The organism is Streptomyces altiplanensis (assembly GCF_053591575.1).
The window spans coordinates 152,336-177,076 of record NZ_JBSFUB010000001.1; the positions used below are offsets into that span (position 1 = coordinate 152,336).

Consider the following 24,741-nt stretch of genomic DNA (forward strand, 5'->3'; position numbering starts at 1 on the left):
TTGAGTCCGATGAGCCAGGCGGCCCAGAACCTGAACTGGTTGATCACCAACTTCGTGGACAACACCCCAGGGGTGTCCCACACCGTGGTGGTCTCCGCCGACGGACTCCTTCTGGCGATGTCCGAAGGCTTCCCGCGCGACCGTGCCGACCAGCTGGCGGCCGTGGCCTCCGGCCTGACCTCGCTGACCGCGGGGGCGTCCCGGATCTTCGAGGGCGGGGCTGTGACCCAGACCGTCGTCGAGATGGAGCGCGGCTTCCTCTTCCTGATGTCCGTGTCCGACGGCTCCTCGCTGGCCGTACTCGCCCACCCCGACTGCGACATCGGCCTCGTCGGCTACGAGATGGCGCTGCTGGTCGACCGGGCCGGCAGCGTTCTCACCCCGGACCTCCGTGCGGAGCTTCAGGGCAGTCTCCTCCACTAGACACCGCGCACCGCAGGTATTGCCGAGAACAGACCGTAAAGGCCGCGCACAGCCCCCCACCCCGGCCCCGTCAGACCGCAGGCCCATCCCCTGTTGTCATGCCCGGAGGATCGATCCATGACCCCGCCCCCCGCCTCTCGTGATCCGTACGGGACGCGTTACGACGCGTCGTACGACCACGAAGGCGACCAGCCGCTGGTACGTCCGTACGCGATGACCGGCGGCCGGACCCGGCCGCGCTACCAGCTCGCCATCGAGGCACTGGTCAGCACCACCGCCGATCCCGCACACCTGTCCACGCTGCTCCCCGAGCACCAGCGGATCTGCCACCTGTGCCGTGAGGTCAAGTCGGTGGCGGAGGTGTCGGCACTGCTGTCGATGCCGCTCGGCGTCGCACGGATCCTCGTCGCCGACCTGGCGGAGGCCGGCATGGTGGCGATCCACCAGCCGGGCAATGGAGAGGCCGGCGGCACGCCGGACGTCACGCTGCTGGAAAGGGTGCTCAGTGGACTTCGCCAGCTCTAGCGGCGGGACGGCCCGCGCCACGACTTCCGCGAAGATCGTGGTGGCGGGCGGCTTCGGCGTGGGCAAGACCACGTTCGTCGGAGCCGTCTCGGAGATCGACCCGCTGCGCACCGAGGCCGTGATGACCAGCGCGAGCGCCGGCATCGACGACCTCACGCACACCGGTGGCAAGACCACCACCACGGTGGCCATGGACTTCGGCCGCATCACCCTGGACCAGGACCTGATCCTGTACCTCTTCGGTACGCCCGGTCAGGACCGCTTCTGGTTCATGTGGGACGACCTGGTGCGCGGCGCGATCGGCGCCGTGGTGCTGGTGGACACCCGCCGTCTCGCCGACTGCTTCCCGGCCGTCGACTACTTCGAGAACAGCGGGCTGCCGTTCGTCATCGCCCTCAACGGCTTCGAGGGGCACCAGCCGTACACTCCCGACGAGGTGCGCGAGGCCCTGCAGATCGGACCGGGCACCCCGATCATCACCACCGACGCCCGCCACCGCGCGGACGCCAAGAGTGCGCTGATCACGCTCGTCGAGCACGCCCTGATGGCGCGACTCAAGTAGTCCGTGCTATACGGCAGTTGTCGTAGCGGCGCCCGGGGCGGACTGTGTCCTTCGACACTCTCCGCCCCGGTGTTCATAACGTTTCGAAAGAGAATTGTCCCGCCACGGCCACCCCGCGCGTTCGTGCGGTGCCGCTGCGCTCACATCGGCCCCGTCATTTGACGCCGCTCGCTCTTTTTGACCGTTTTATCTGAGGCTTACACCACTCGGAATGGCCGGTTCTCGCTGTTTGGAAGGCAGCCGCTTGCCGTGCTGGAATTCGTCGAACTCCCGAGTAGTACGGCCCTGAACGAGAAAAACGGCACAGCGTAGGTGCCGGCGCCGAGAGGTTGTTGGTCGAGTGAGGCGTAGCAAGACGAGCTCCGCACAGCAGCAGGCGCGGGGCAACTTCACCCCGCCGCCGCGAACAGCGACGTCGCCCGCGGCCTCGCCCACTGCCCCTGCCGCCCCCGCGAGCGGCGACAGCGGCGGCAGCGGCCGGTTTTCGCCGCGCAACTGGCGCGTGCCCACCAAGCTGAACGCGATCCTGCTCATACCCGTGCTGGTCGGCCTCGTCATGGGCGGCTTCCAGGTCAAGGGGTCGATCGACACCTGGCAGGAAGCCCAGGACGCCGAGAAGACCGCGCTCCTGGTGCGCGCCGCCTCCGAGTACGGCCAGGCGCTGCTCAACGAGCGTGACCTGACCGCCGCCCCGCTCCTCCAGGGCAAGCGCACCAGCTCCGAGGTCACCGAGGTCCGCGCCACGACCGACGCCGCCGCGAAGAAGTTCCACGCGGCCACCAAGGACCTCCCCGAGGGCCAGGGTCTCGAACGCCGCCTCGACCTCTTCGCGAAGGAGGAGCCCAAGCTCCCCGCGCTGCGCAAGGCCGCGTACACCCAGGCCTTCGATCCGGTGAAGACCGAAGAGGGCTACACCGCCGTTCAGCACTCCCTCATGGAGCTGTCGAACGAGCTCGGCCTGGGCACCGGCAACATCACCGCCTACGGCCGTACGGTCTACGCCATCCAGCTCGCCAAGGCCGCCGGGTCGCTCCAGCGCTCCATCGGCACACACCTCCTGGTCCGCCCGAGCGGCGACCCGGAGAAGTTCGCGCAGCAGACGGTCGCCTTCAACTCGTACAGCTACCTGGAGCAGATCGCCCTCGGCGAGTACGTCTCCGGTGGTACGCAGGAGGACACCGACAAGCTCGAGCGGGTCATGAAGGAGAAAGCGGAGGACGGCGCCAAGAAGCTCGCCGCCGCCAAGCACCAGGCCGACCAGGCCGGCGTCCCCTTCAAGGCTCCGCCGAGCAAGGACGGCTCGGTCTTCGACGGCATGGCCGAGCAGATCGGCAAGGGCAAGCCGGCCGGTCTGAAGGAGAAGGGCGTCACGCCCGAGTTCTGGATGGCCGCCGCCACCGGCAAGTTCGAGGGCTACAGCGAGATCGAGACCGAGCTCGTCGACAAGGCCGTGAACGAGGCCGCCACGATCTCGTCCGACGCCAGGACCGACGCCATCGTCAACGGTCTCGTCGTGATCATCGCGCTGCTCGCCTCGGTCCTCCTGGCCGGCATGATGGCCCGTCAGATGAGCAGTGCGATGAGCCGGCTGCGGACCGCCGCCTTCGGCATCGCCGAGCAGCGCCTGCCGATGCTGGTCGACCAGCTCTCCCGTACGGAGCCGGGCCGCGTCGACACCCGCGTGGAGCCGATCCCGATCACCACGCACGACGAGATCGGCGAGGTCGCCCGCGCCTTCGACCAGGTGCACCGCGAGGCCGTCCGGCTCGCCGCCGAGCAGGCCATGCTGCGGGGCAACGTCAACGCGATCTTCACCAACCTCTCGCAGCGCAACCAGTCCCTGATCGAGGGCCAGCTGACCCTGATCACGCACCTGGAGAACAACGAGGCCGACCCGGACCAGCTGGAGAACCTCTTCAAGCTGGACCACCTCGCGACCCGTATGCGCCGCAACGGCGAGAACCTCCTCATCCTCGCGGGCGAGGAGCCCGGCCGCCGCTGGAACCAGCCGGTCCCGCTGGTCGACGTGCTCCGCGCGGCCTCTTCCGAGGTGGAGTCGTACGAGCGCATCGAGCTCAGCGGCGTACCGGACTCGGAGATCCACGGCCAGGCCGTGACCGACCTCGTGCACCTGCTGGCGGAGCTGCTGGAGAACGCCACCACGTTCTCGTCGCCGCAGACGAAGGTGCGCGTCACCGCGACCCGGCTGCCCGACGGCCGCGTCATGATCGAGATCCACGACAAGGGCATCGGTCTGACCGCCGAGGACTTCGCGGACATCAACCACAAGCTGGCGAACCCGCCGACCGTGGACGCCACCGTCTCGCAGCGCATGGGCCTGTTCGTGGTCGGCCGCCTCGCGGACCGGCACAGCATCCGCGTCCAGCTGCGCCCCTCGGGCGAGCAGGCCGGCACCACGTCGCTGGTCATGCTGCCGGACGCCATCACCCACGGTGGCGGTGGCGACGCGCTGCCGCAGGACGACTTCACGGTCTCCTCGATCATTCCCGAGCAGCAGCAGCAGGCGTTCGAGAGCGCCCCGATGCGCACCGCGGCCGAACTCGGCTTCGACGACTCGCGCTACGGCTCCGAGGAGCCGGACGAGACGCAGCTGGACCCGGTGGGCCGCTCGCTGATGCGCGAGGAGCGGCGTGCCCAGCTGGGGGCTCAGGTCACCGGCGACCGTCCGCTGTTCCGTGACGAGGTACCGCAGCAGGCGTCGTACGAGGACCCGCAGCAGCAGTACGAGCAGCAGCCCCAGCAGCCGGCGTACGACCAGCAGGGGTATGACGACTACCCGGCCTACCAGGCGTATCCGGAAGCCGAGTACCAGGAGCCCGCAGCACCGCAGGCGGCGTACGAAGATGCGTACGATTCCGCTTCCCACCAGGGGAACTGGCAGGATCAGGGCTCCTACAACGGTACGTACGAACAGGGATTCGGATCGGAACCGGAATCTGCTCAGGACGCTCCCGCGAACGGCCGGGAACGCGTAGGCTTCGACCGTCCGGGTACCGCCCCGGCCCCCGCCCACGAGTTGACCGACGCGGGCCTTCCGCGGCGCGGCGGCCAGCAGCACTGGCAGCCCACCGGGGAGCCGGCCGGGCAGTCCGCCGGGCAGGAAGCCGCGCAACAGCCGGCCGTGGCCCAGCAGCAGGGCGCGGACGGGAAGGGCGGCACCGACGAGTGGCGTTCGTCGAACGACGAGCGCTGGCAGCGGGCGGAGAAGCTCCGTGAGCCCAAGGCGGGCGGAGTCACCTCCTCCGGTCTCCCCCGGCGGGTGCCCAAGGCCAACCTGGTCGAGGGAACCGCGGAGCAGACCCCGCAGGGCGGCCCCCAGGTCTCCCGCGCTCCCGAGGACGTACGGGGCAGGTTGAGCAACCTGCGCCGCGGCGTCCAGCAGGGACGGAACGCGGGAACGGACACGAACACAGCGGCCACTTACGATCAGCACGGTGGCCATGGCAACACCTACAACCAGGAGCGTTAGTGTGAGCCCGATGAGCCAGGCGGCGCAGAATCTGAACTGGTTGATCACCAACTTCGTGGACAACACCCCCGGGGTGTCCCACACGGTGGTGGTCTCCGCCGACGGACTCCTGCTGGCAATGTCCGAGGGCTTCCCCCGGGACCGCGCCGACCAGCTGGCGGCCGTGGCCTCCGGCCTGACGTCGCTGACGGCGGGTGCCTCCCGGATCTTCGAGGGCGGCGCGGTCAACCAGACCGTGGTGGAGATGGAGCGCGGCTTCCTCTTCCTGATGTCGATCTCGGACGGCTCCTCGCTGGCCGTGCTGGCCCACCCGGAGGCCGACATCGGCCTCGTGGGTTACGAGATGGCCCTCCTGGTGGACAGGGCCGGCAGTGTCCTCACCCCGGACCTGCGTGCCGAGCTGCAAGGAAGTCTTCTCAACTAACAGACAGACAGTGCGCTGTGGCGGCCCCGGGCTTTAGGGTGCGGGGATGTGGCTCCACAGCAACGGGTGCCCGGCAGTCGGAGGAGGAAACGTGGCAACACCCCCGGAGGGTTCTTCGGCCAACTGGCCTTACGGCCAGGGCCAGAATCAGGGTGACACCTCGCAGAACAGGTTCAACTTCCCCTCCGCACCGAGCCGGGCCCAGCCGTACGAGCCGCCGCAGCAGCGGCAGCCGCGCCCCCAGCCGGCGCAGTCGAGGCGGGCCCCCGCGCCCGCCGCCACCCAGGCGAACCACAATCCACTGGTTCGTCCGTACGCCATGACCGGCGGCCGCACCAGGCCGCGCTACCAGCTCGCCATCGAGGCACTGGTCAGCACCACGGCGGACCCGTCACGTCTGCAAGGGCAGCTGCCCGAGCACCAGCGGATCTGCCACCTGTGCCGGGAGATCAAGTCGGTTGCCGAGATCTCGGCACTTCTCACCATCCCCCTCGGGGTGGCCCGGATCCTCGTCGCCGACCTGGCAGAGGCCGGACTTGTAGCCATTCACCAGCCCGGCGGCGACGAGTCCGCCGGCGGTCAGCCAGACGTGACACTGCTCGAAAGGGTGCTCAGTGGACTTCGCAAGCTCTAGCAGCGGAGCAGCCCGCTCCACAACCTCCGCGAAGATCGTGGTGGCGGGCGGCTTCGGCGTGGGCAAGACCACGTTCGTCGGAGCCGTCTCGGAGATCAACCCGCTGCGCACCGAGGCCGTCATGACGTCCGCATCGGCGGGCATCGACGACCTCACGCACACCGGAGACAAGACCACCACCACGGTGGCCATGGACTTCGGCCGCATCACCCTGGACCAGGACCTGATCCTGTACCTCTTCGGTACGCCCGGTCAGGACCGCTTCTGGTTCATGTGGGACGACCTGGTGCGCGGCGCGATCGGCGCCGTGGTGCTGGTGGACACCCGCCGTCTCGCCGACTGCTTCCCCGCCGTCGACTACTTCGAGAACAGCGGGCTGCCGTTCGTCATCGCCCTCAACGGCTTCGACGGCCACCAGCCGTACAACCCCGACGAGGTGCGCGAGGCCCTGCAGATCGGCCCCGACACCCCGATCCTCACCACCGACGCCCGCCACCGCGCGGACGCCAAGAGCGCGCTGATCACGCTCGTCGAGCACGCCCTGATGGCGCGGCTCCGGTAGGACCGGCGTACCGGCGTACGTACGAGAAAGGCCCCCGCCACTTCGAGGAGTGGACGGGGGCCTTCGTCGTACGCGCCGGGAAAGCGGTGGGGCTCAGCCCTGCCAGCTGTGCGGGGCGCGGAAGCCCGGGGTGCGCTCCAGGCGGCGCCAGCCGGCCGTGGAGCGGCCGTAATGGACCGGGGCCGCTTCGGAGCGGCCCGCGGCGCGGGCCATCAGGATCGCGGTGATCGCGGCCAGCTCCTCGGGCTCGGCGTGGCCCTTCTCGACGCGCAGCAAGGATTCGTTCATGGAGACTCTCCGTCTTCTCCGCAGGGTTACTGCGGGGGGTTGCCGTGCTTGCGCGACGGCAGGTCGGCGTGCTTGTTGCGGAGCATCGCGAGGGAGGCGATCAGCACCTCGCGGGTCTCGGCCGGGTCGATGACGTCGTCGACCAGACCGCGCTCGGCGGCGTAGTACGGGTGCATCAGCTCCGCCTTGTACTCCTTGACCATGCGGGCGCGCATGGCCTCGGGGTCCTCTGCCTCGGCGATCTGCTTGCGGAAGATGACGTTGGCGGCGCCCTCCGCGCCCATCACCGCGATCTCGTTGGTGGGCCAGGCGTAGGTGAGGTCGGCACCGATGGACTGGGAGTCCATGACGATGTACGCACCTCCGTAGGCCTTGCGCAGGATCAGGGAGATCCGGGGCACCGTGGCGTTGCAGTACGCGTAGAGCAGCTTCGCGCCGTGGCGGATGATCCCACCGTGCTCCTGGTCGACGCCCGGTAGGAAGCCGGGTACGTCCAACAGGGTGACGATCGGGATGTTGAACGCGTCGCACATCTGCACGAAGCGGGCGGCCTTCTCGCTGGCCTCGATGTCGAGGACACCGGCCAGGGACTGCGGCTGGTTGGCGACGATGCCGACCACCTGGCCGTCGAGGCGGGCCAGCGCGCAGAGGATGTTGGTGGCCCAGCGCTCGTGGATCTCCAGGAAGTCGCCGTCGTCGACGAGCTCCTCGATGACCTTGCGCATGTCGTACGGGCGGTTGCCGTCGGCCGGGACCAGGTCCAGGAGCACGTCGGAGCGGCGGTCCGCCGGGTCCTGGGACTCGGCCGTCGGCGGGTTCTCGCGGTTGTTGGAGGGCAGCATCGAGATCAGGTAGCGGACCTCGGCGATGCAGGTCTCCTCGTCGTCGTACGCGAAGTGCGCGACGCCCGAGGTCTCGGCGTGCACGTCGGCGCCGCCGAGGCCGTTCTGGGTGATCTCCTCGCCGGTCACCGCGCGGACGACGTCCGGGCCGGTGATGAACATCTGCGAGGTCTCGCGGACCATGAAGACGAAGTCGGTGAGGGCGGGGCTGTACGCCGCGCCGCCCGCGCACGGGCCGAGCATCACCGAGATCTGCGGGATGACACCGGAGGCGCGGGTGTTGCGCTGGAAGATGCCGCCGTAGCCGGCGAGGGCGGAGACGCCCTCCTGGATGCGGGCGCCGGCGCCGTCGTTGAGGGAGACCAGGGGGGCACCGGCCGAGATGGCCATGTCCATGATCTTGTGGATCTTGGTGGCGTGGGCCTCGCCCAGCGCGCCGCCGAAGATGCGGAAGTCGTGGGCGTAGACGAAGACCGTGCGGCCCTCGACCGTGCCCCAGCCGGTGATGACACCGTCGGTGTACGGCTTCTTGGCCTCCAGGCCGAACCCGGTCGCCCGGTGCCGGCGCAACTGCTCGACCTCCTTGAACGTGCCGGGGTCGAGCAGCAGCTCGATGCGCTCACGGGCGGTCAGCTTGCCCTTGGCGTGCTGGGCTTCGGTCGCCCGCTCACTGGGGCCGCGGCGGGCCTGCTCGCGCAGCGCGAGCAGCTCGGCCACCCGGCCACGGGCGTCGGTGGGCTCGCGCGGCGTCTCGTCCAAAACGGTCATGTACTGACCCTACGAAGACGCACAAGGAAAACAGGCCGTCGACTCTTCACAGTCTCCGGCCCGTTCTCCTGTCACCACCGGACAGAACCATCCGCCCATGCAGCCTAAGTACCAGCCGAGAGCCGTCGCGGATTGTGGAGGTCCGACAAGGGACTCACCCGCCGTCAGCTGAGAGACACCTCACAGCGGTGGGTCGCTCCGGCCGTGCCGGGTGTGATGCGGAGCCTCAGCGTACGGCCGGTGGACAGCACTTCGACGCCGGGGTCCTTCGTGACGACGCGGACGCCGCGCTGCTCCCAGGCGACTTCCAGCGGCCGGCCGGTGCGCGCCGGTTCGCTGACCACGAGCGTGGCGGTGCGCCGCCCGCGGCGTACGAGCACGCTCGCCGGGGCGGTCGCCGTCAGCCGCTCCACCGTGCCCGGCTGCCAGAAGTTGGCGGCCGTGACGCCCAGGGAGGAGACGGCCACCGCCTGGACGGCGCGGGTGTTGGCGAGCACCCTCAGCCAGTCGCGGTCGGCCGAGCGGGCGGCGACGGTGCGGCGGGAGGCTCCCGGCATCAGGAGGTAGGTGTACGACGCGTCCACCGGGTCGGTGCCGTGGTCGAGCCAGAGGGTCTGGTAGCGGCGGGTCCGCCGCTCGGTGGTGCTGGTGGTGTTGATGTCGTTCCAGGAGCCGGTGCGGTCCTCGCGCAGGGTCTTCAGGTCCGCGCCGCCGGGGAAGACCCAGCCGCCGTGTCCTTCGAGGTGGGCCCAGCGGGGAGTGGCGTGGCCGGTGTCGACGGTGAACGGGTTCGTACCGCCTTCACCGAGCATGCGGTTGTCGACGACCGTCTCGGCGGGTACGCCGTCGGTGCAGGTGATGCCGGCGCCGAGGCACACGACCGTATCGGCCAGGCAGAACCACGACGTGCGGGCTTCGAGGGTGGAACCGAGGCCCTTGAGGTGCTGGCCGACGGCGGCGAACTCGCCGTCGGTGGTGCCGCCGACCCATGAGACCGCGGGCTTCGGGGCGCCCCATTCGCCGCCCGCCCGGTCGGCGAGCCGCTTGGTGGACACGGTGGTTCCGGGGAGGCGGTAGAAGTCGACGGTGGGCCAGAACCAGTCGGTGTACTGGTCGTTGGCCCTCTCCCCCGGCCACCAGTAGAGCATTCCGGCGCCGGTGTGCCAGCCGCGCGGGTTCTCGCCGTTGCCGCACTCGTAGTACGAGATCCGCTCCGAGGCCATCGAGATGCCGGCCGCCCAGCCGGGGCGCCGGTGCACGGCCCGGTCCATGGAGGCGAAGAGCTTGTGCGCGACGGGCTCGGGAGCGGCTGCCACGGGAGAGGCGGCGACGGCGTGCAGCCGGGAGAGGTCGGCGACGCCGAACTGGGGTGCGGTGAGCAGGGGCGTCGTACGGTCGCGCTCGATCCAGCCCTTGACCATGGCGGTCCAGCGGCGCCGCTGCGCCTCGGACGCGCCGCCGGCGAGCAGCGGGACGGCGGCGATGAGTCCCTGGCCGTGGAAGTGGTCGCTGCGCATGACCTTGCGGTCGTCGCTCTTGAGGTAACCCCGGCTGATGGCACGGCCGTTGACGCTGTCCATCATCAGGCCGTTGTAGATGAGGGGCGCGTAGGCGTTCTCGACGGAGTCGAGGATGATCTGGCGGTTCGGGTCGGTGACGGCCCAGGTGGAGCCGGCGAGGAGGGTGAAGAGGCGGCCGAGGCCGTCGAGCATGACCTGTCCGTACGTCCCCGAGTAGGCGACCCAGGTGTGCTGGACGAAGGAGCCGTCGGCGTACAGGCCGTCGCCCTTGGTCACGTACGGGAAGACGGGCGAGAGGGCGTCGCGGGCGAGGGCGATCTTCGCCGGGCTGCGGCCGATGACGCCGCGCAGGGCCACGGAGCGGCAGAGGTCGACGCGGTTGGCGCCGGTGCTCGTGCCGGAGTAGTTCTTCAGCACGGCGTCGGGGACGAAGTGGTCGACGGCGGCGCAGGCGGCCTGGCGCTGGGGGTCGGTGAGCTCGTCGTGGAGGGCGGCGACGATGTCCATGAGGAGGCGGGCGCTGCCGATCTGCCATTCCCACCAGTTGCCGTAGCGGGTGGTGGAGGGGTTGTAGATCCTGGCGGAGAGGTGGTCGAGGCCCTTCACGATGTCGGCGAGGAGGGCGGCGTCGGCGGTGAGGCCGGTGCCGGGCTGGAGGTAGGCCTGGGTCATGGTCCACAGGCGGCTGTAGCTCTGGGTGATGCCGGCGGGCGGGTCGAAGGTGTGACCGGGCCACAGGGAGTCTCCGGCCGGGGCCATGGTGGCGCGGAAGCCTGCGGCGAGACGGCCGGTCTCCGCGAGGCGCGAGGCGTACGGCTCGGCGGCCGGGTCGAATCCGGTGCCGAGCGAGAGCTCGACCCAGCGCAGGCGGAGCGTCTCGTACTCGTCGGCGCCGTCCGCCGCTCGCGCGGGGCCGGGACCGGCGAGGGCCAGGCCGAGTGCGGTGGCGGAGGTGGTGGCGAGGAAGGCACGGCGGGACCAGGCGGGCGGGAGCGGCACGGGGGCCTCCGGAGCTGGAGTGGTTTAGACCTGTGCCCGCTGGTGTAGCACGGCACTCCGGGAGCAATCAATGGTCGTGCGAACACCGGGAGAAAGCGCTTGCCCGGAGACGGGCGGGACACCGGGGCCGTGGGTGCGGCTCGGGGCGCCTGCGGCGCTTTCCGCTGTGACGCTGTGCGGCTCCGCTCCTCGATCGCCGGAAGGGCTCGACGTGAGTCCTTCCGGCGATCGAGGTCCCGCCCGTTCCAGGGGCCGGCCGGATCAGCCCGCGCAGTGGAAGCGCGCGTTCCCCCAGTCCGCGTGGTCGTTGCCCGGGCCGTCGCCGCCGTCCCCGGTCAGCAGGTCGACGTACTTCGCCCCCGTCACGTCGGCCGTCAGCGGCCACGCGCGGTCCGCCGCCCGCAGCACCGGCGACTTCACCTTCTCCGTACCGTCGGCGGCGACGCCGAACTGCACGCTGCCGCGCGTCCCCTGGGAGTCGTCCTGGCCCACCTGCGCGGTGAAGGACGTGCACTTCCCGCCCAGGTAGTAGCGGATCCTCCCGGGCGACGCGGTGCCGAGGCCCTTGGCGAACACCGTGCCGTCGACCGTCAGCGGCTTGCCGTCCCCGGCCCCCGTCTCCCCGTTGGACATGTCGCGCTCGGCCGGCCCCCAGCCGTTCTCCATCGACACCCAGTCCAGGTCACTGGCGTACGCGCCGGCCGTCGGCGGGGGCGGCAGCGTGCGCACGGAAGCCGTCGCCCCGAGCTTCCGCGTTTCGCCGCCCACGGTGTACACCGCCTCCGCGCCGAGGCTGTACGCCCGGTACTCGGCGTCCACCGGCGGCGTCACCCGCCAGGTCGCCGTGGCCTTCGCGCCCGGTGCGACCGAGGCGAACCCGACCGCGCCCGCGGGCTCGGCCCGCCAGCCCTCCGGCAGGGCCAGGCCCACCTCGACGCCGGTGGCCGGCGCCGGCTCGAAGTTGGTGAAGACCGCCGTGATCTCGTTCTCCTGCCCGGGTTCGAGGGCCTCCTGGGCGGGCGCCAGCGAGAGCGTTCCGCAGGCGGCCTTCCGCGTCGCGGGCCCGAGGTCGGTCACCGTGAAGCCGTCGAGGACGAAGTCCGCCCCGTCCGGCGCGCCGGCCTTCTTGCGCAGCCCGGTCCAGGTGTCGCCGCAGCCCGCCGTGACGGTCTCGGAGAGGTGGGCCGTCGTGGTCTCGGCCCCGACGGGCGTACGCCGTGTCTCCACCGAGGCCGGTACGCCGTCGGCGCCGATCCGGTCGTACCCGGTCACCCACTCGTACGCGTCCGCGTGGCTCGACTGGTAGTCGAACTCGACGCGGTAGCTGCGCCCCTCCTGCAGCGGGACGGTGCCGGGGCCGGTCCGGTAGACGAGGCCGGTGTTCTCGTCGTGGGACTTGAGCGACTCCGAACCGCTCACCACGTCGTCGATGCGCTTCTTGTTCCATCCGGCCTGGGTGTACGGGGCGTGCTTCTGCGCGACATGGGTGCGGGGGTCGGTGTCACCGCCCGCGTCGCCCTTGAAGAAGGGGCCCCAGCCCTGGTCGACGGCCTCGAAGTCGTCGTGCACGAGCGTGCCCGGCTTCGTCGCGGGCGCGTTCGCGACGAGTCTCACGTCGTCGATGCGGACCCTCGCCGCACCGCCCCTCGCCGCACCGCTGTTCGCCGCCTCGACCCGGAAGGCCGTGGCGCCGTCCGCGGGCGCGGTGAAGTTGACCTTGGCGCGCTGGAAGTACGTACCGTGCCAGTCGTTGGCGGCGGTCCGCTCCTTGGCGGTGGACCGCTCGATCACGGTCTGCTCACCGCCCGCGGAGAGGGTCGTACGCCGCTCCTTGCCCGGCTCGACCTCCAGCCAGGCGGACGCGGTGTAGCGCGCGCCGGGCCTGAGACCGACGACGCGCTGTTCCACGGCGGCCGTGCCCGTACCGCTCAGCTCCGCGCTGTTGCGCCCCTGGCTGTCGGTGTCGCGTTCGACGGTGCCCGTCTTCTTCCAGCCGTCGAGCCCGGCGTCGTTGAAGCCGGGGTCGTCGATCCCGGTGCCTTCGCCCCAGGCGGCGTCACGCACCCGGGGCGTGCGGCCCTGCGGGTAGAGGACGTACGCCTGCCCCGCGGCGGCGTCGAGCGTCACCCTGCCGTCGGCCACGCGGACCGTCCCGGCCCCGGTCCGGCCGTTGTCGGTGAGCCGGTGGACGGTGAAGGCGCCGGTCTTCCGGTACTTCTCCGGCAGCTCCCAGGTGCTGGTGCCGCCCTGCTTGTTGTAGTGGTAGAGCTTCTTGCCCTGCCACGGCAGCAGGTACCTGTCCCCGTCGAGGACCTTCGCGCCGCCGACCGTGAACGTCCGCCTGCCGTTCTCGACGGTGCCGCGCACGCCGCCGCTGAAGTCGACGGTGTTCCCGGCCTTGTCCCAGCGCCGGATGTCGTGGTGCTGGAGGAACTTGGCGGGCAGGTTCTTCTGCCAGATGTTGGCGGAGAAGGTGTTCCAGTCGGTCTCGCCGGTCCAGCCCTCGAAGTCCTCCAGGGCGCTCTGGCCGAGGACGGGGTCGTTGTTCCAGACGTCCTTCTCGCCGTTGCGGATGAAGCGGATGATCTGTGAGTTGAGGCCCTTGTTGGTGGCTCCGCCGTAGCTCAGGTCGTTGGCCCAGTGCGACCAGAGCGACGTCCGCTCGAACTTGTCGGCCCACTCGGTGGCGACGTTCCAGCCCTGCGCCCGGACCTGTTCCATCGTCTTGTCGGCGATCCAGCCGTGGGTGTAGTAGACGTCGATGTAGAGCAGGCTGAGGTTGGGGTCGGTCTCGTCGCGCAGCTGCTGGAACCTGCGTGCCATGTCACCGCTGTTGATGTCGCGGCGCTGATCGATGTAGTAGCTCTGGTTGAGCCAGTTCCAGCCGGGCGCGTTCTTGTCGACCAGGGTCTCGCTGAAGGCCCTGGCCTCCGGGTACGCCTCGGTCTGGTTGACGTGGACGCCGAAGGTGGCGCCCCACTTCTTGCCGGCCTTGAGCAGCTTGTTGAGGTCGGTGAGGCCGCCGGCGCGCTTGTTGTAGTTGCCGCCGTAGTCGGGGTGCGCCGAGTCGTGCCCCTCCGACCCGTACCCCTTGAGCAGGGCCAGCTGTCCGAGGCCGTCCGTCGCCAGCGACACCCGCTTGACGTCGTCGAGGGTACGGAGGAAGGGGTGCGTGGCCTGGCTGGCGAAGTTGAAGGGGATGTGCGTGACGACGCGGTCCGGCGTGTGCTCACTGCCCGGTGCCTTGACCCCGATGCCGCGGAAGGCGACGGCGCCGTCCTGCCAGTCGACCTTCTCGTCGCCGTTCGCGTCGGGCGTCACGACGACCTTGGCCCACGGCAGTTCCTTGTCGGGGGCGGGTGCGCCGGCGCCCCGGTAGGTCCACTGCCCGGACCACACGCCGACGCGCACGCTGCCGTCGGCGGCCTTCCGCGCCCGGTGCCAGAAGCGGGCGTCGTCGCCGTTGGCCGGGCCGCTCGGCCTGTCGTACGAGGAGTTCGACTCGACGGCCGCGGCGAGCGCGTCCGTGTTGACGATGGCGTACGAGGCCCCGACGGGCGCGGCGTCGGCCGTCGTCCTGTCCGTCACCTCGGCGAAGACGTCGGCGGTCTTCGTCGAGTCGGGGTCGAGCCGGGTGAAGGCGGTCTCGGCGCCGGTGTCCGTGGAACCGACCGACACGAGGTCGTGCCCGGGGATGTCGAGGGTCCCGACGCGGAACGCCTCGGTGTCCCGCACCGCCGTCACCTCGAACGTCGTGGCCCGCCCGGCGACGGACAGCTCCGCGTCGATCTCGACGCCCGCCAGTGCGGGGAAGACGAGGGTGTACGCGGCGCTGTCGGCGTCGGCGGCCGGCTCACCGCCCTTGACCTCGACGGCGTACGCCTTGCCGTTGAGCGTGACGCCGGTGACCGGCTGCGTACTGCCGAGGAGCCGGGCGCCGCCCGCCCGGTCCGTGTAGGAGAGGACCCGCGGGAAGTCCCTGGCCACGGCGACCGAGAGCTGCGCGGAGCCGATGACGACGCCGGCGGCCGGGGCGGCGTCGGCGGGGACTTCGGCCGACGCCGTGAGGGCGGGCCCGGCCAGGGCGAGTACGGCGGAGGAGGTGGCTGCGAGAGCGCACGCCGCTCTGAGTCTTCGTGGCATGAGGGACATGAGGACTGAGTAGCCCCGCGGCCTCGGCAGCGTCAACGAAGTGGAACGCTCCGGGCAGCGGCAGTCCAAGAACCGCTGCCCGGAAGTCCAAGTGGCTCAGCAGCCGCCGCAGTTGTAGTACGTCACGTCCCAGTGGTTGCCCTCGTCGGCGTAGATGTTCCCGGACCCGGACTTCCACTGCGGGGCCCCGTCACCGCGGACACCGATGTAGGTGAAGGTGTTCTTGATGTAGTTCCCGACGCACGTGTACTTGGCGTAGTCGAGCTTGTAGCCGTTCCAGTGGGAGTACGTGCCGCCGGCGTGCCCGGTCTCGGTGCCGCCGGTGATGTTGAGCGCGCAGCCGCTGGCGCTCTTGAGGGTCTGCGCGCCCTTCGCGGACGCGAGGTTGAGCTGCTCGAACGACGTACAGGTCGGGTTGTTGCGGTCCGAGCAGCCGCCGGACGACGACCAGGTGATCCCGGACGAGCGGAACATCGAGGTCGCGGTGGAGTGGCTGATCTTGGTGACGGCGTGTGCGTCGGTCGCGCCGCTGACGACGCCGAAGCCGGGCGCGAAGAGCGCGCCGAGCACGAGGGCGAATGTGCTGAGGACGGAGCGGATTCTCACGGGTTTTCCTCCTGCTGGTGACCGTGGTGGACCTGGGGCCGTACGGGACAGCTGTGCAGGTGGAGCAAGGAGATGGTGCCCGAGTTCTACGCGCGTTCGCCAGAGGGCCTCACCCAAGATGTTGAAAGTTGAACGACATGGGGCTACAGTCAATCTCGTTGAAGGTTAAACAACCGGATCGCACATCACCCGAGGAGGAGCCATGGCTCTGTTCAACCGCAGGAACACCACCCCCGCCCCGGCCGCGTCCGCGGCCACCGCCACCCTCGCGGTGGACCCGGCCCTGGCCGCCCTGACCGGCGAGTACACCATCGACCCGGCGCACAGCAGCATCGGCTTCACGGTCCGCCACGCCATGGTGACCAACGTCCGCGGCAGCTTCGCCGACCACGAGGGCACGCTGAGCCTGAACGGCTCCGACCCGTCCCGGTCCACCGCGTCGATCGACGTCAGGATCGCCGGCATCGACACCGGCATCGGCGACCGGGACGGCCACCTGCGCAGCGCCGACTTCTTCGACGCGGAGCGGTTCCCCCTCATGACCTTCCGCTCCACGTCGGCGCAGCAGCTCGGCGGTGACGCCTACCGGATCGTCGGCGACCTGACCATCAAGGACGTCACCAGGCCGCTCGCCATCGACCTGGAGTTCAACGGCTCCGCGACGGACGTGTACGGCAACGAGCGCGTCGGCTTCGAGGGCAGCGCGGAGATCCTGCGCTCCGACTGGAACCTGACCTGGAACGCGGCGCTGGAGACGGGCGGCGTGATGGTCAGCGACAAGGTCAAGCTGACCTTCGACATCTCCGCGATCAAGAACGCGGCCCCGCGGTCCTGACCCGGCCGTCAGGAAATACGGACAACCTCTTGACTCGTGCGAAAACAGGAGGAAAATTCTTAATACACCAGAAAACCGGAGCGAGCCGCACGGTCGACGGAGACGTTCGTCGACTAGCGTGACGACCCACTCGCAGGCTCTGGCCAGGCCCCCGGCAGATCCTCCCGGGTGTCGGAGTTCTCAGCGACGGCTGAAGCTCACGGCAACGGGACGGACTACCGGGGACTGCATGTGTTCAGGCCCTTTTCCTCCGCGCCCACGGCCCTTGCCCACGACCCTTTGCGCTCACGGGAGCCCACGGGGACTCCACCGGCGGCCGACCGCGCACCGGCCGGACATGACGAGGGCGAAGCCCCACTGTCCGGCCGCATTCCCAGCCCGCCCCGCTCGCGGCGGTTCCCCGTACCCGGGGCGCTGCCGCAGTGGTACGCGGCAACCGTCACCGGGTGGGACCGGGCCTCTCCTCCGGCGTCCGCTTCTCCGGCGTCCGCTTCCGGGCGCGGTCACGATGCGTCAGCGGTCACTGAGCACCGTCAGAAACCGCTGAGCACCGTCAAGAGCCGCCGCCGTCAGAAACCGCCGCCGCCGAAGTCGCCACCACCGCCGAAGCCACCGCCGCCGAAGTCGCCTCCACCGCCGAAGTCACCGGCGTTGAAGTCGCCGCCCGAGAAGTCGCCCCCCTCGTAACCGCCGAAGCCCGGGTCGGCGTAGGCGGGGGTGGAGAGCATCGAGCCGAGCATCGTGCCCATCAGCAGGCCGGGCAGGAGGCCACCGCCGTAGTAGCCGCCTATCCACGGGGTGTACGCCGGTCCCGCCTCCCAGTACGGGCGGCGGCCGTCCGCCGTGTCGACCATGCGCGACATCGGGTCCTGGCCCTCGGCCAGCCGGGCCGCGTCCGCCGCGCAGACCGGCACCCTGCGCGCGACGCCGCCGGCCGGGGCCCAGTCGGCGTCGGCCGTGGAGGGGCCGTGGCGCGGGTCGAAGAAGCAGGGCGGGCGGCGTTCGGGAAGCGGCCTGCCCTCGCGGCGCGCGGCGAGCACGGCGAGCGCGAAGCGGCCGTCCTCCAGCGCCTCGGTGACGCCGCGGACGTCGTCGGCCCTCGTCGCCTTCGCCATGACCGACTTGGCCTTCTCGTACGCGTCCAGGGCGCGTTCGTAGTCGGCGCGCATCGCGTCGTCGGCGCCCGGTTCGGCGGGGTGGAAGTCGAGGCGGTCGAGCTCCTCGCCGAACGCGGTGATGTCCTCGTCGACCACCACACGCACCTTCTCCAGCGCGGCCCGCTCCTGCGCCGCACGCCGCTGGCGATTGCGCCGCGACAGCAGCAGCACACCGGCGCAGCCGGCGACGAGCACCAGGCCGAACGTCACCAGCCCGACGACGGACGACGGCCCCTGGGCGCCTTCCCAGGTGTCGGGGGCGCCGCCCCTGGCCTGTTCGATGGCGTCGTCGACGAAGGTGTTCAGCTGGGTGACGGCGTCGATGCCGCCCGCCGGCTCGACGGAGGCCGTGAGGTTGGCGACCGCCTGGCGCGACATCACGGCGCGGTCGGCGCCCGCGTCGAAGGCGTCGCCGAGCCTGACGGCGTAGACCCCGGTGATTCCGGTCTGGGTCCGCAGGTCGGCCAGCAGACCGTCCTCGGGGAACTCCGCGCTCTGCGGAAGTACGGCGACGAAGACCGGCTTTCCGGCGTCGAGGATCTTCTCCTCCAGCGCCTCGGCCTCACGGGGCGGCAGCTGGTCACGGGCGCGCTGATCGACGTATACGGGCGACGCGCGCAGCGAATCCGCCACGGTGTCCAGCCCCGTGGCGGCCTGCGCGCCCGGCGCCACGGCGAGTACGGCGGCCGCCAGCAAGAGCAGCAGCCCGGACAAGGTGGAGAACAGTCGTGTCCTCATGCTTAAAATCTACCCGAATGGGTGGATTTTAAGATAGGTGTGTTCTGACTGCGGGTGGCTTCCCGGGAAGCCACCCGCAGCTTCGTCCCTCCGCCCGCCCCGGTTCTACTCCGCGGGCTCGACGCCCGCCTTCAGGAGGCCGTACGTGTACGCGTCCTCCAGGGCCTGCCAGGACGCCGCGATCACGTTCTCGCCGACGCCGACCGTGGACCAGTCGCCCTCGCCGTCGCCCGTGGTGATCAGCACGCGGGTCGTGGACTCCGTGCCGTGCTTGCCCTCCAGGATGCGGACCTTGTAGTCGACCAGCTCCAGCTTGGCGAGCTGCGGGTAGATGCGCTCCAGGCCGACGCGCAGGGCGCGGTCGAGGGCGTTGACCGGGCCGTTGCCCTCCGCCGTGGCGACGATGCGCTCGCCCTTGGCCCACAGCTTCACCGTGGCCTCGTTGGCGTGGGTGCCGTCGGGGCGGTCCTCGACGATGGCCCGCCACGACTCCGTACGGAAGTAGCTGACGGCGCGGCCCCCGGCCTCCTCGCGCAGGAGGAGCTCGAAGGAGGCGTCGGCCGCTTCGTACGTGTAGCCCTTGAGCTCGCGCTCCTTGACGCGCGCGACGACGCGGCCGACCAGTTCGCGGTCGCCGCCCAGGTCGACGCCGAGCTCCTTGCCCTTGAGCTCGATGGAGGCGCGGCCCGCCATGTCGGAGACGAGCATCCGGATGCGGTTGCCGACCAGGCCCGGGTCGATGTGCTGGTAGAGGTCGGGGTCGACCTTGATGGCGGAGGCGTGCAGGCCCGCCTTGTGCGCGAAGGCGGAGACGCCGACGTACGGCTGGTGGGTGGAGGGCGTGAGGTTGACGACCTCGGCGATGGCGTGCGAGATGCGGGTCATCTCGGCGAGCGCGCCGGGCGGGAGCACCTGCTTGCCGTACTTCAGCTCCAGGGCCGCGACCACGGGGAAGAGGTTGGCGTTGCCGACGCGCTCGCCGTAGCCGTTGGCGGTGCACTGCACGTGGGTGGCGCCCGCGTCGACGGCGGCGAGGGTGTTGGCGACGGCGCAGCCCGTGTCGTCCTGGGCGTGGATGCCCAGGCGCGCGCCGGTGTCGGCGAGGACGGTGGCGACGACGGCCTGGATCTGGGCGGGGAGCATGCCGCCGTTGGTGTCGCAGAGGATGACGACGTCGGCGCCGGCCTCCGAGGCCGCCCGTACGACCGACTTGGCGTACTCGGGGTTGGCGCGGTAACCGTCGAAGAAGTGCTCGCAGTCGACGAAGACGCGGCGGCCCTGGGCACGGAGGTACGAGACGGTGTCGCGGACCATCGCGATGTTCTCGTCGAGCGTGGTGCGCAGGGCGAGTTCGACGTGCCGGTCGTGGGACTTGGCGACCAGGGTGACGACGGGGGCTCCGGAGTCCAGGAGGGCCGTGACCTGCGGGTCGTCCTCGGCCCTGGCGCCGGGGCGGCGGGTCGCGCCGAAGGCCACGAGCTGCGCGTTCCTGAAGGTGATCTCGGCCTTGGCGCGGGCGAAGAACTCGGTGTCGCGCGGGTTGGCGCCGGGCCAGCCGCCCTCGATGAAGCCCACGCCGAAGTCGTCCAGGTGCCGGGCGATGGTCAGCTTGTCGGCGACCGTCAGGTTGATGCCTTCGCGCTGGGCGCCGTCGCGCAGCGTGGTGTCGAAGACGTGAAAACTGTCGTCGGGGCCTGAGGTGGTCATGGCTGTCTGGACTCCTGTCGAGTGGAAGGACTGGCTCCACTTGCCCCCATCATCGCGCGCGCCTCGCCCCGGCCGTGATGGGGCCGGGAAACGAAAAAACCCCTCGCGGGTGCGAGAGGTCTGCGCGCGGGTCTGGGGCACGGTGGCCGCGCCGTACGGGGTGGTACGGGACGGTCACTGGGGACCGGCGCGCCTGTTGCCCATAATCATGGCGAACGAGAACACGGGGGCAGTCTCGCATGTCTGCCCCGGCGTGGTACCCCCGTCTCACCATGCGGGCGGGTCCACGTGAGCGGCGCGTTCAGTGGAGCCGTGTGTTCAGTGGAGCGTTTCGTCGAGGAACTCGCCGATCTGGGCGAGGACCTGGGACCGCTCCGAGCCCGGCAGCCCCATCGCCACATGCGTGCTGAAGCCGTCGAGCAGCGCCCGTATCCGGGTCGCGAAACGGTCGGCGTCGACCACCGTGCGCAGTTCGCCGCGCGAGGCGCCCTCGACGAGCAGGGCCACCAGGTCCCGGTGCCAGGACAGCTCGATGTCGAGGAGGCGGGCGCGGGCCTCCTCGTCGACGGCGTGCGAACGGTTCCAGAGTTCGAGCCACAGCGCCCAGTGCGGATCGCGGGGCCCCGACGGCACGTACAGGTCGACGTACGCGTCGAGGCGCTCGCGGACCGGGACCTGCCGGGCCAGGGCGGCCCTGCGGTCCATGCCGAGCTGCTCCTCGCTCCATTCGAGCGTCTGGAGGAGCAGCTCGTCCTTGCTGCGGAAGTAGTAGAGGAGGTGCCCGCTGCTCATCCCCACCTCACGGCCGAGTCCGGCCATGGTCAGCCGCTCCAGCCCGTGCTCGGCGATGCTCGCCATGGCGGCGGCGAGCATCGTCTCGCGGGGCGGGGCGGCGTTGCGCCGACGGGACGCCGGCTTGGCGGAACCGGACGCGGACCCGGTCATGAGGCGTGGACGTTCACATTGAGCACTCGTATGTTCTACCCGATCAGCTGCCCGCCGCGGGCTGCTGCTGGGTGATGCAGTGGATGCCGCCCCCGCCGGCGAAGATCTCGCGGGCGTCGACCAGCGTGACCGTACGGTCGGGGAAGAGGCCGCGGAAGATCTCGGCCGCCTCCTCGTCGCGCGGGTCGTCGAAGGCGCACAGGACGACGCCGCCGTTGCAGAGGTAGTGGTTGATGTACGAGTAGTCGACCCACTCGCCGTCCACCCGCACGGTCGTCGGGGCGGGCACCTCGACGACCTCGAGCGGGCGGCCCTTGGCGTCCGTCTGCGAGCGGAGGAGTTCGACGTTCGCCTTGCAGGGCTCGTGGTCGGGGTGGGACGGGTCCGGCTGGGTGTGGACGAGGACGACGCCGGGCGCGGCGAAGGCGGCGACGATGTCGACGTGGCCGAGGGTGCCGTAGCCGTGCGGCGGGTAGTCGGTCGTCAGGCCGCGCGGCAGCCAGATCGCCTTGGTCGTGCCGAGCTTGGCGTGGATCTCGGCCTCGACCTGCTCGCGCGTCCACTGGGGGTTGCGCTCGGGACCGAGCTGGACGGTCTCGGTGAGCAGGACCGTGCCCTCGCCGTCGACGTGGATGCCGCCGCCCTCGTTGACGAGCGGGGAGGAGAGCGTGGGCACGCCCGTGAGATCGGCGACCATGCCGGCGATCTTCGCGTCGTGCTCCCAGGTCGCCCAGTCCTGGGCGCCCCAGCCGTTGAACACCCAGTCCACGGCCGCCAGTTCGCCGCTCTCGTCGTCCTTGACGAAGGTCGGGCCGATGTCGCGCATCCAGGCGTCGTCGAGCTCGCGCTCGACGAGCTCGATGTCCGGGCCGAGCAGTTCGCGGGCGCCGGCCGCCTGGCCGGGGCCGACGACCATGGTGACCGGCTCGTAGGCGCGTACGGCGCGGGCGACGCTCGCCCAGGCCGCGCGCGAGGCGGCGAGCTCCTCCTCGTTCGAGAAGGTGGTGTTGGGGCCGGGCCACGCCATCCAGGTGCGCTCGTGCGGGGCCCACTCGGCGGGCATACGGAAAGCCATGAGGAGGGTCCTTACAGGAAGTAGAGACGGTTGAGGGAGACGGAGTCGGCGGGTTCTGAGCGGATCGGGTCGCCGTCGAGCGTGACGAGTCCGCTGTGTCCGTCCACCCCGACCTCTCCGATACGGGAGTTCAGGCGCAGGTCGGCGGGGCCGATGCCGCGCGTGCCGCGCACGGCGACGCGGCGCCGGCGCGTCGGCATCAGGTCGTTGCCCTGGTCGAGGGCGGCCTGCGCGACGAAGGCCACCGAGAGGTCGGCGGGCGTCGCGCCGTACGCGCCGAAGAGGGGTCCGAGGACGAGCGGCTCGCAGGTGTCGGTCGCGGCGTTCGGGTCGCCCGTGACGCCGTACGCCGGGAAGCCCGACTTCAGGACCATCTGCGGCTTCGCGCCGAAGTACTGGGGCCGCCACAGCACGATGTCGGCCATCTTGCCGACCTCGATCGAGCCGATCTCGTGGGCGAGGCCGTGGGCGATGGCGGGGTTGATGGTGAGCTTGGCCATGTAGCGCAGGACGCGCGCGTTGTCGTCGTGGGGGCCGTCGCCCTCCATCGGGCCGAGCTCCGCCTTCATCTTCCCGGCCATCTGGAACGTACGGCGCACGGTCTCGCCCGCGCGCCCCATGCCCTGCGCGTCGGACGAGGTGATGCCGATCGCGCCCAGGTCGTGCAGGACGTCCTCGGCGCCCATCGTCCCGGCGCGGATGCGGTCGCGCGCCATGGCGGCGTCGCCGGGCAGGTCGGTCTTGAGGTCGTGTACGGAGACGATCATCCCGTAGTGCTCGGCGACCGCGTCCCGCCCGAAGGGGAGGGTGGGGTTGGTGGACGAGCCGATGACGTTCCGTACACCCGCCATCTTCAGCACGTTGGGGACGTGCCCGCCGCCGCAGCCCTCGATGTGGAAGGCGTGGATCGTACGGCCTTCGAGGACGGAGAGGGTGTCCTCGACCGACAGGCACTCGTTCAGGCCGTCGCTGTGCAGGGCGACCTGTACGTCGTGCTCCTCGGCGACGCGCAGCGCGGTGTCCAGGGCTCGGGTGTGCGCGCCCATGTCCTCGTGCACCTTGAAGCCGGACGCCCCGCCCTCGGCGAGCGCCTCGACCAGCGGCGCGGCGTCGGAGGACGAACCGCGCGCCAGGAATCCGATGTTGACCGGCCAGGCGTCGAAGGCGCCGAAGGCGTGGCGCAGGGCCCAGGGCGAGTTCACGCCGACGCCCCAGACGGGGCCGAACTCCTGGCCGATGATCGTCGTCACACCGGCGGCGAGCGACGCCTCCATGATGCGCGGCGACAGCAGGTGGACGTGCGTGTCGATCGAGCCCGCCGTCGCGATCAGGCCCTCGCCCGACACGATCGACGTGCCGGTGCCGACGACGACGTCCACGCCGTCGAGGGTGTCCGGGTTGCCGGCCCGCCCGATGGCGTGGATCCGGCCTTCCCTGATGCCGATCGACACCTTGCGGATGCCCTGCGCCACGTCGATGACCAGCACGTTGCTGATCACCACGTCGCAGGTCTCGCGCACGGCGGCGGCCTTGAGGTGCAGTCCGTCGCGGGCGGTCTTGCCGAAGCCCGCGAGGAACTCCTCGCCCGGCTTCTGCGCGTCCGACTCGACGCGCACGGTCAGCCCGGAGTCGCCGAGCCTGACCCGGTCCCCCGCGCGGGGGCCGTGCACGGCGGCGTACTCGTGCGGATCGATGCTCATGCCTCAGCTCCTCCTTCGGGCTGTGCTCCCAGATAGCCGCAGGCCGCCGCGGCGCGCAGGGCCTCTTCCTTCGCGCCGGGCGCGTCCAGCGGGCCGTCGACCAGGCCCGCGAAACCGATCGCGATCCGGTCGCCGCCGATCGGGACGAGGCCGACCTCGGCCTCGCCGCCCGGATCGAAGCGGACGGAGGACCCGGCCGGCACGCACAGCCGCATGCCGTACGCCGCCGCGCGGTCGAAGTCGAGGCGGGGGTTCGCCTCGAAGAAGTGGAAGTGGGAGGTGACGCTGACGGGGACGGCCGCCGTGTTGCGTACGGTCAGCCGCACCGCCGGCTCCGGCTCCGCGTCGGCGGGGCCGGGCAGGACCGCGCCCGGGGCGTCGTCGCCCAGGGTCGTGCCGCCGCCGATCGGTGACGGCACGACCGCGAGCCGGGAGCCGTCGTCGAAGACGGCCTCCACATGCACCTCGGTCACCACATCGGCGACGCCCGGCAGCACGTCGTCGGGGCCGAGCACGGACCGCGCCGCCTCGATCGCCTCCGCCAGCCGCCGCCCGTCGCGGGCCGCCTCGCACACCGTGTCCGCGATGAGCGCGGTCGCCTCCGGCACGTTGAGCCGCAGGCCGCGCGCCCGGCGCGCCCGCGCCAGCTCGGCGGCTCCGAACAGCAGCAGCCGGTCGCGTTCCGTCGGGGTCAGTCGCACGCCGCCACACCTCCCAGAATTTAGAACTTCACTCTAACCATCAGGTCCACACGTCCGAAACATTGACGCGCCACCTTGAGCTAAGTCA

The 24,741-nt window shown here is 70.7% G+C and carries 19 protein-coding genes; 8 read left to right on the plus strand and 11 right to left on the minus strand.

Features of this window, described 5'->3' with window-relative positions; genetic code table 11:
- The first annotated feature begins 9 nt into the window (after positions 1–9).
- From ACWD0Y_RS00730 to ACWD0Y_RS00760, 7 genes are all read left to right on the plus strand, one after another.
- Complete coding sequence (locus tag ACWD0Y_RS00730; RefSeq protein WP_037649408.1) at positions 10–423, plus strand: roadblock/LC7 domain-containing protein; 414 nt, start codon at positions 10–12, stop codon at positions 421–423.
- A 117-nt stretch (positions 424–540) separates the two neighbouring features.
- Entirely contained in the window at positions 541–948 is a 408-nt protein-coding gene (locus ACWD0Y_RS00735; RefSeq protein ID WP_344497308.1) for a DUF742 domain-containing protein, read from the plus strand.
- Positions 929–1,510, plus strand: coding sequence for a GTP-binding protein (locus ACWD0Y_RS00740; RefSeq protein WP_450258304.1), 582 nt, complete (start codon positions 929–931; stop codon positions 1,508–1,510). The genes ACWD0Y_RS00735 and ACWD0Y_RS00740 overlap by 20 nt, the downstream gene beginning before the upstream one ends.
- Positions 1,511–1,850: 340 nt before the next feature.
- Entirely contained in the window at positions 1,851–5,000 is a 3,150-nt protein-coding gene (locus ACWD0Y_RS00745) for a nitrate- and nitrite sensing domain-containing protein (protein WP_450258305.1), read from the plus strand.
- A gap of 10 nt (positions 5,001–5,010) precedes the next feature.
- A complete protein-coding gene (locus tag ACWD0Y_RS00750; RefSeq protein WP_037649449.1) occupies positions 5,011–5,424 on the plus strand; it encodes a roadblock/LC7 domain-containing protein in 414 nt (137 codons plus the stop codon).
- A 91-nt stretch (positions 5,425–5,515) separates the two neighbouring features.
- Positions 5,516–6,058: a DUF742 domain-containing protein gene (locus ACWD0Y_RS00755; RefSeq protein WP_450258306.1), complete on the plus strand. Its 543-nt coding sequence runs from the start codon at positions 5,516–5,518 to the stop codon at positions 6,056–6,058.
- Positions 6,039–6,620, plus strand: coding sequence for a GTP-binding protein (locus ACWD0Y_RS00760; protein ID WP_028813754.1), 582 nt, complete (start codon positions 6,039–6,041; stop codon positions 6,618–6,620). The genes ACWD0Y_RS00755 and ACWD0Y_RS00760 overlap by 20 nt, the downstream gene beginning before the upstream one ends.
- 93 nt (positions 6,621–6,713) lie before the next feature.
- On the opposite strand, the gene ACWD0Y_RS00765 is transcribed toward ACWD0Y_RS00760, so the two are convergent.
- The 5 genes from ACWD0Y_RS00765 to ACWD0Y_RS00785 form a co-directional block, all read right to left on the minus strand.
- Positions 6,714–6,908, minus strand: coding sequence for an acyl-CoA carboxylase subunit epsilon (locus tag ACWD0Y_RS00765; RefSeq protein WP_450258307.1), 195 nt, complete (start codon positions 6,906–6,908; stop codon positions 6,714–6,716).
- 26 nt (positions 6,909–6,934) lie between these two features.
- Positions 6,935–8,518 (minus strand): acyl-CoA carboxylase subunit beta, encoded by a 1,584-nt coding sequence (locus ACWD0Y_RS00770; RefSeq protein ID WP_450258308.1) that lies wholly within the window; start codon positions 8,516–8,518, stop codon positions 6,935–6,937.
- Positions 8,519–8,682: 164 nt separating this feature from the next.
- On the minus strand, positions 8,683–11,037 hold the full coding sequence (locus tag ACWD0Y_RS00775; RefSeq protein ID WP_450258309.1) for a polysaccharide lyase 8 family protein: 2,355 nt from the start codon (positions 11,035–11,037) through the stop codon (positions 8,683–8,685).
- Between the two features lie 261 nt (positions 11,038–11,298).
- The gene (locus tag ACWD0Y_RS00780; protein ID WP_450258310.1) at positions 11,299–15,180 is read right to left on the minus strand and encodes an endo-alpha-N-acetylgalactosaminidase family protein; all 3,882 of its coding nucleotides are present in this window, start codon (positions 15,178–15,180) and stop codon (positions 11,299–11,301) included.
- Between the two features lie 105 nt (positions 15,181–15,285).
- Positions 15,286–15,795, minus strand: coding sequence for a hypothetical protein (locus ACWD0Y_RS00785; protein WP_450258311.1), 510 nt, complete (start codon positions 15,793–15,795; stop codon positions 15,286–15,288).
- Between the two features lie 202 nt (positions 15,796–15,997).
- Between ACWD0Y_RS00785 and ACWD0Y_RS00790 the strand changes: the two genes are divergently transcribed.
- The gene (locus tag ACWD0Y_RS00790; RefSeq protein ID WP_450258312.1) at positions 15,998–16,630 is read left to right on the plus strand and encodes a YceI family protein; all 633 of its coding nucleotides are present in this window, start codon (positions 15,998–16,000) and stop codon (positions 16,628–16,630) included.
- A 569-nt stretch (positions 16,631–17,199) separates the two neighbouring features.
- Here ACWD0Y_RS00790 and ACWD0Y_RS00795 read toward each other — a convergent pair.
- The 6 genes from ACWD0Y_RS00795 to ureA form a co-directional block, all read right to left on the minus strand.
- Positions 17,200–18,525: a hypothetical protein gene (locus ACWD0Y_RS00795; protein WP_450258313.1), complete on the minus strand. Its 1,326-nt coding sequence runs from the start codon at positions 18,523–18,525 to the stop codon at positions 17,200–17,202.
- A 105-nt stretch (positions 18,526–18,630) separates the two neighbouring features.
- Positions 18,631–20,232: a citramalate synthase gene (gene cimA, locus ACWD0Y_RS00800; RefSeq protein ID WP_450258314.1), complete on the minus strand. Its 1,602-nt coding sequence runs from the start codon at positions 20,230–20,232 to the stop codon at positions 18,631–18,633.
- Positions 20,233–20,550: 318 nt separating this feature from the next.
- The gene (locus ACWD0Y_RS00805; protein WP_450258315.1) at positions 20,551–21,177 is read right to left on the minus strand and encodes a TetR/AcrR family transcriptional regulator; all 627 of its coding nucleotides are present in this window, start codon (positions 21,175–21,177) and stop codon (positions 20,551–20,553) included.
- Positions 21,178–21,220: 43 nt separating this feature from the next.
- Positions 21,221–22,252: an agmatine deiminase family protein gene (locus ACWD0Y_RS00810; RefSeq protein WP_450258316.1), complete on the minus strand. Its 1,032-nt coding sequence runs from the start codon at positions 22,250–22,252 to the stop codon at positions 21,221–21,223.
- An 11-nt stretch (positions 22,253–22,263) separates the two neighbouring features.
- Positions 22,264–23,952 (minus strand): urease subunit alpha, encoded by a 1,689-nt coding sequence (locus tag ACWD0Y_RS00815; protein ID WP_450258317.1) that lies wholly within the window; start codon positions 23,950–23,952, stop codon positions 22,264–22,266.
- Positions 23,949–24,653, minus strand: a complete 705-nt coding sequence (ureA, locus tag ACWD0Y_RS00820) for an urease subunit gamma (RefSeq protein ID WP_450258318.1) — start codon at positions 24,651–24,653, stop codon at positions 23,949–23,951. The genes ACWD0Y_RS00815 and ureA overlap by 4 nt, the downstream gene beginning before the upstream one ends.
- Positions 24,654–24,741 lie beyond the last annotated feature (88 nt).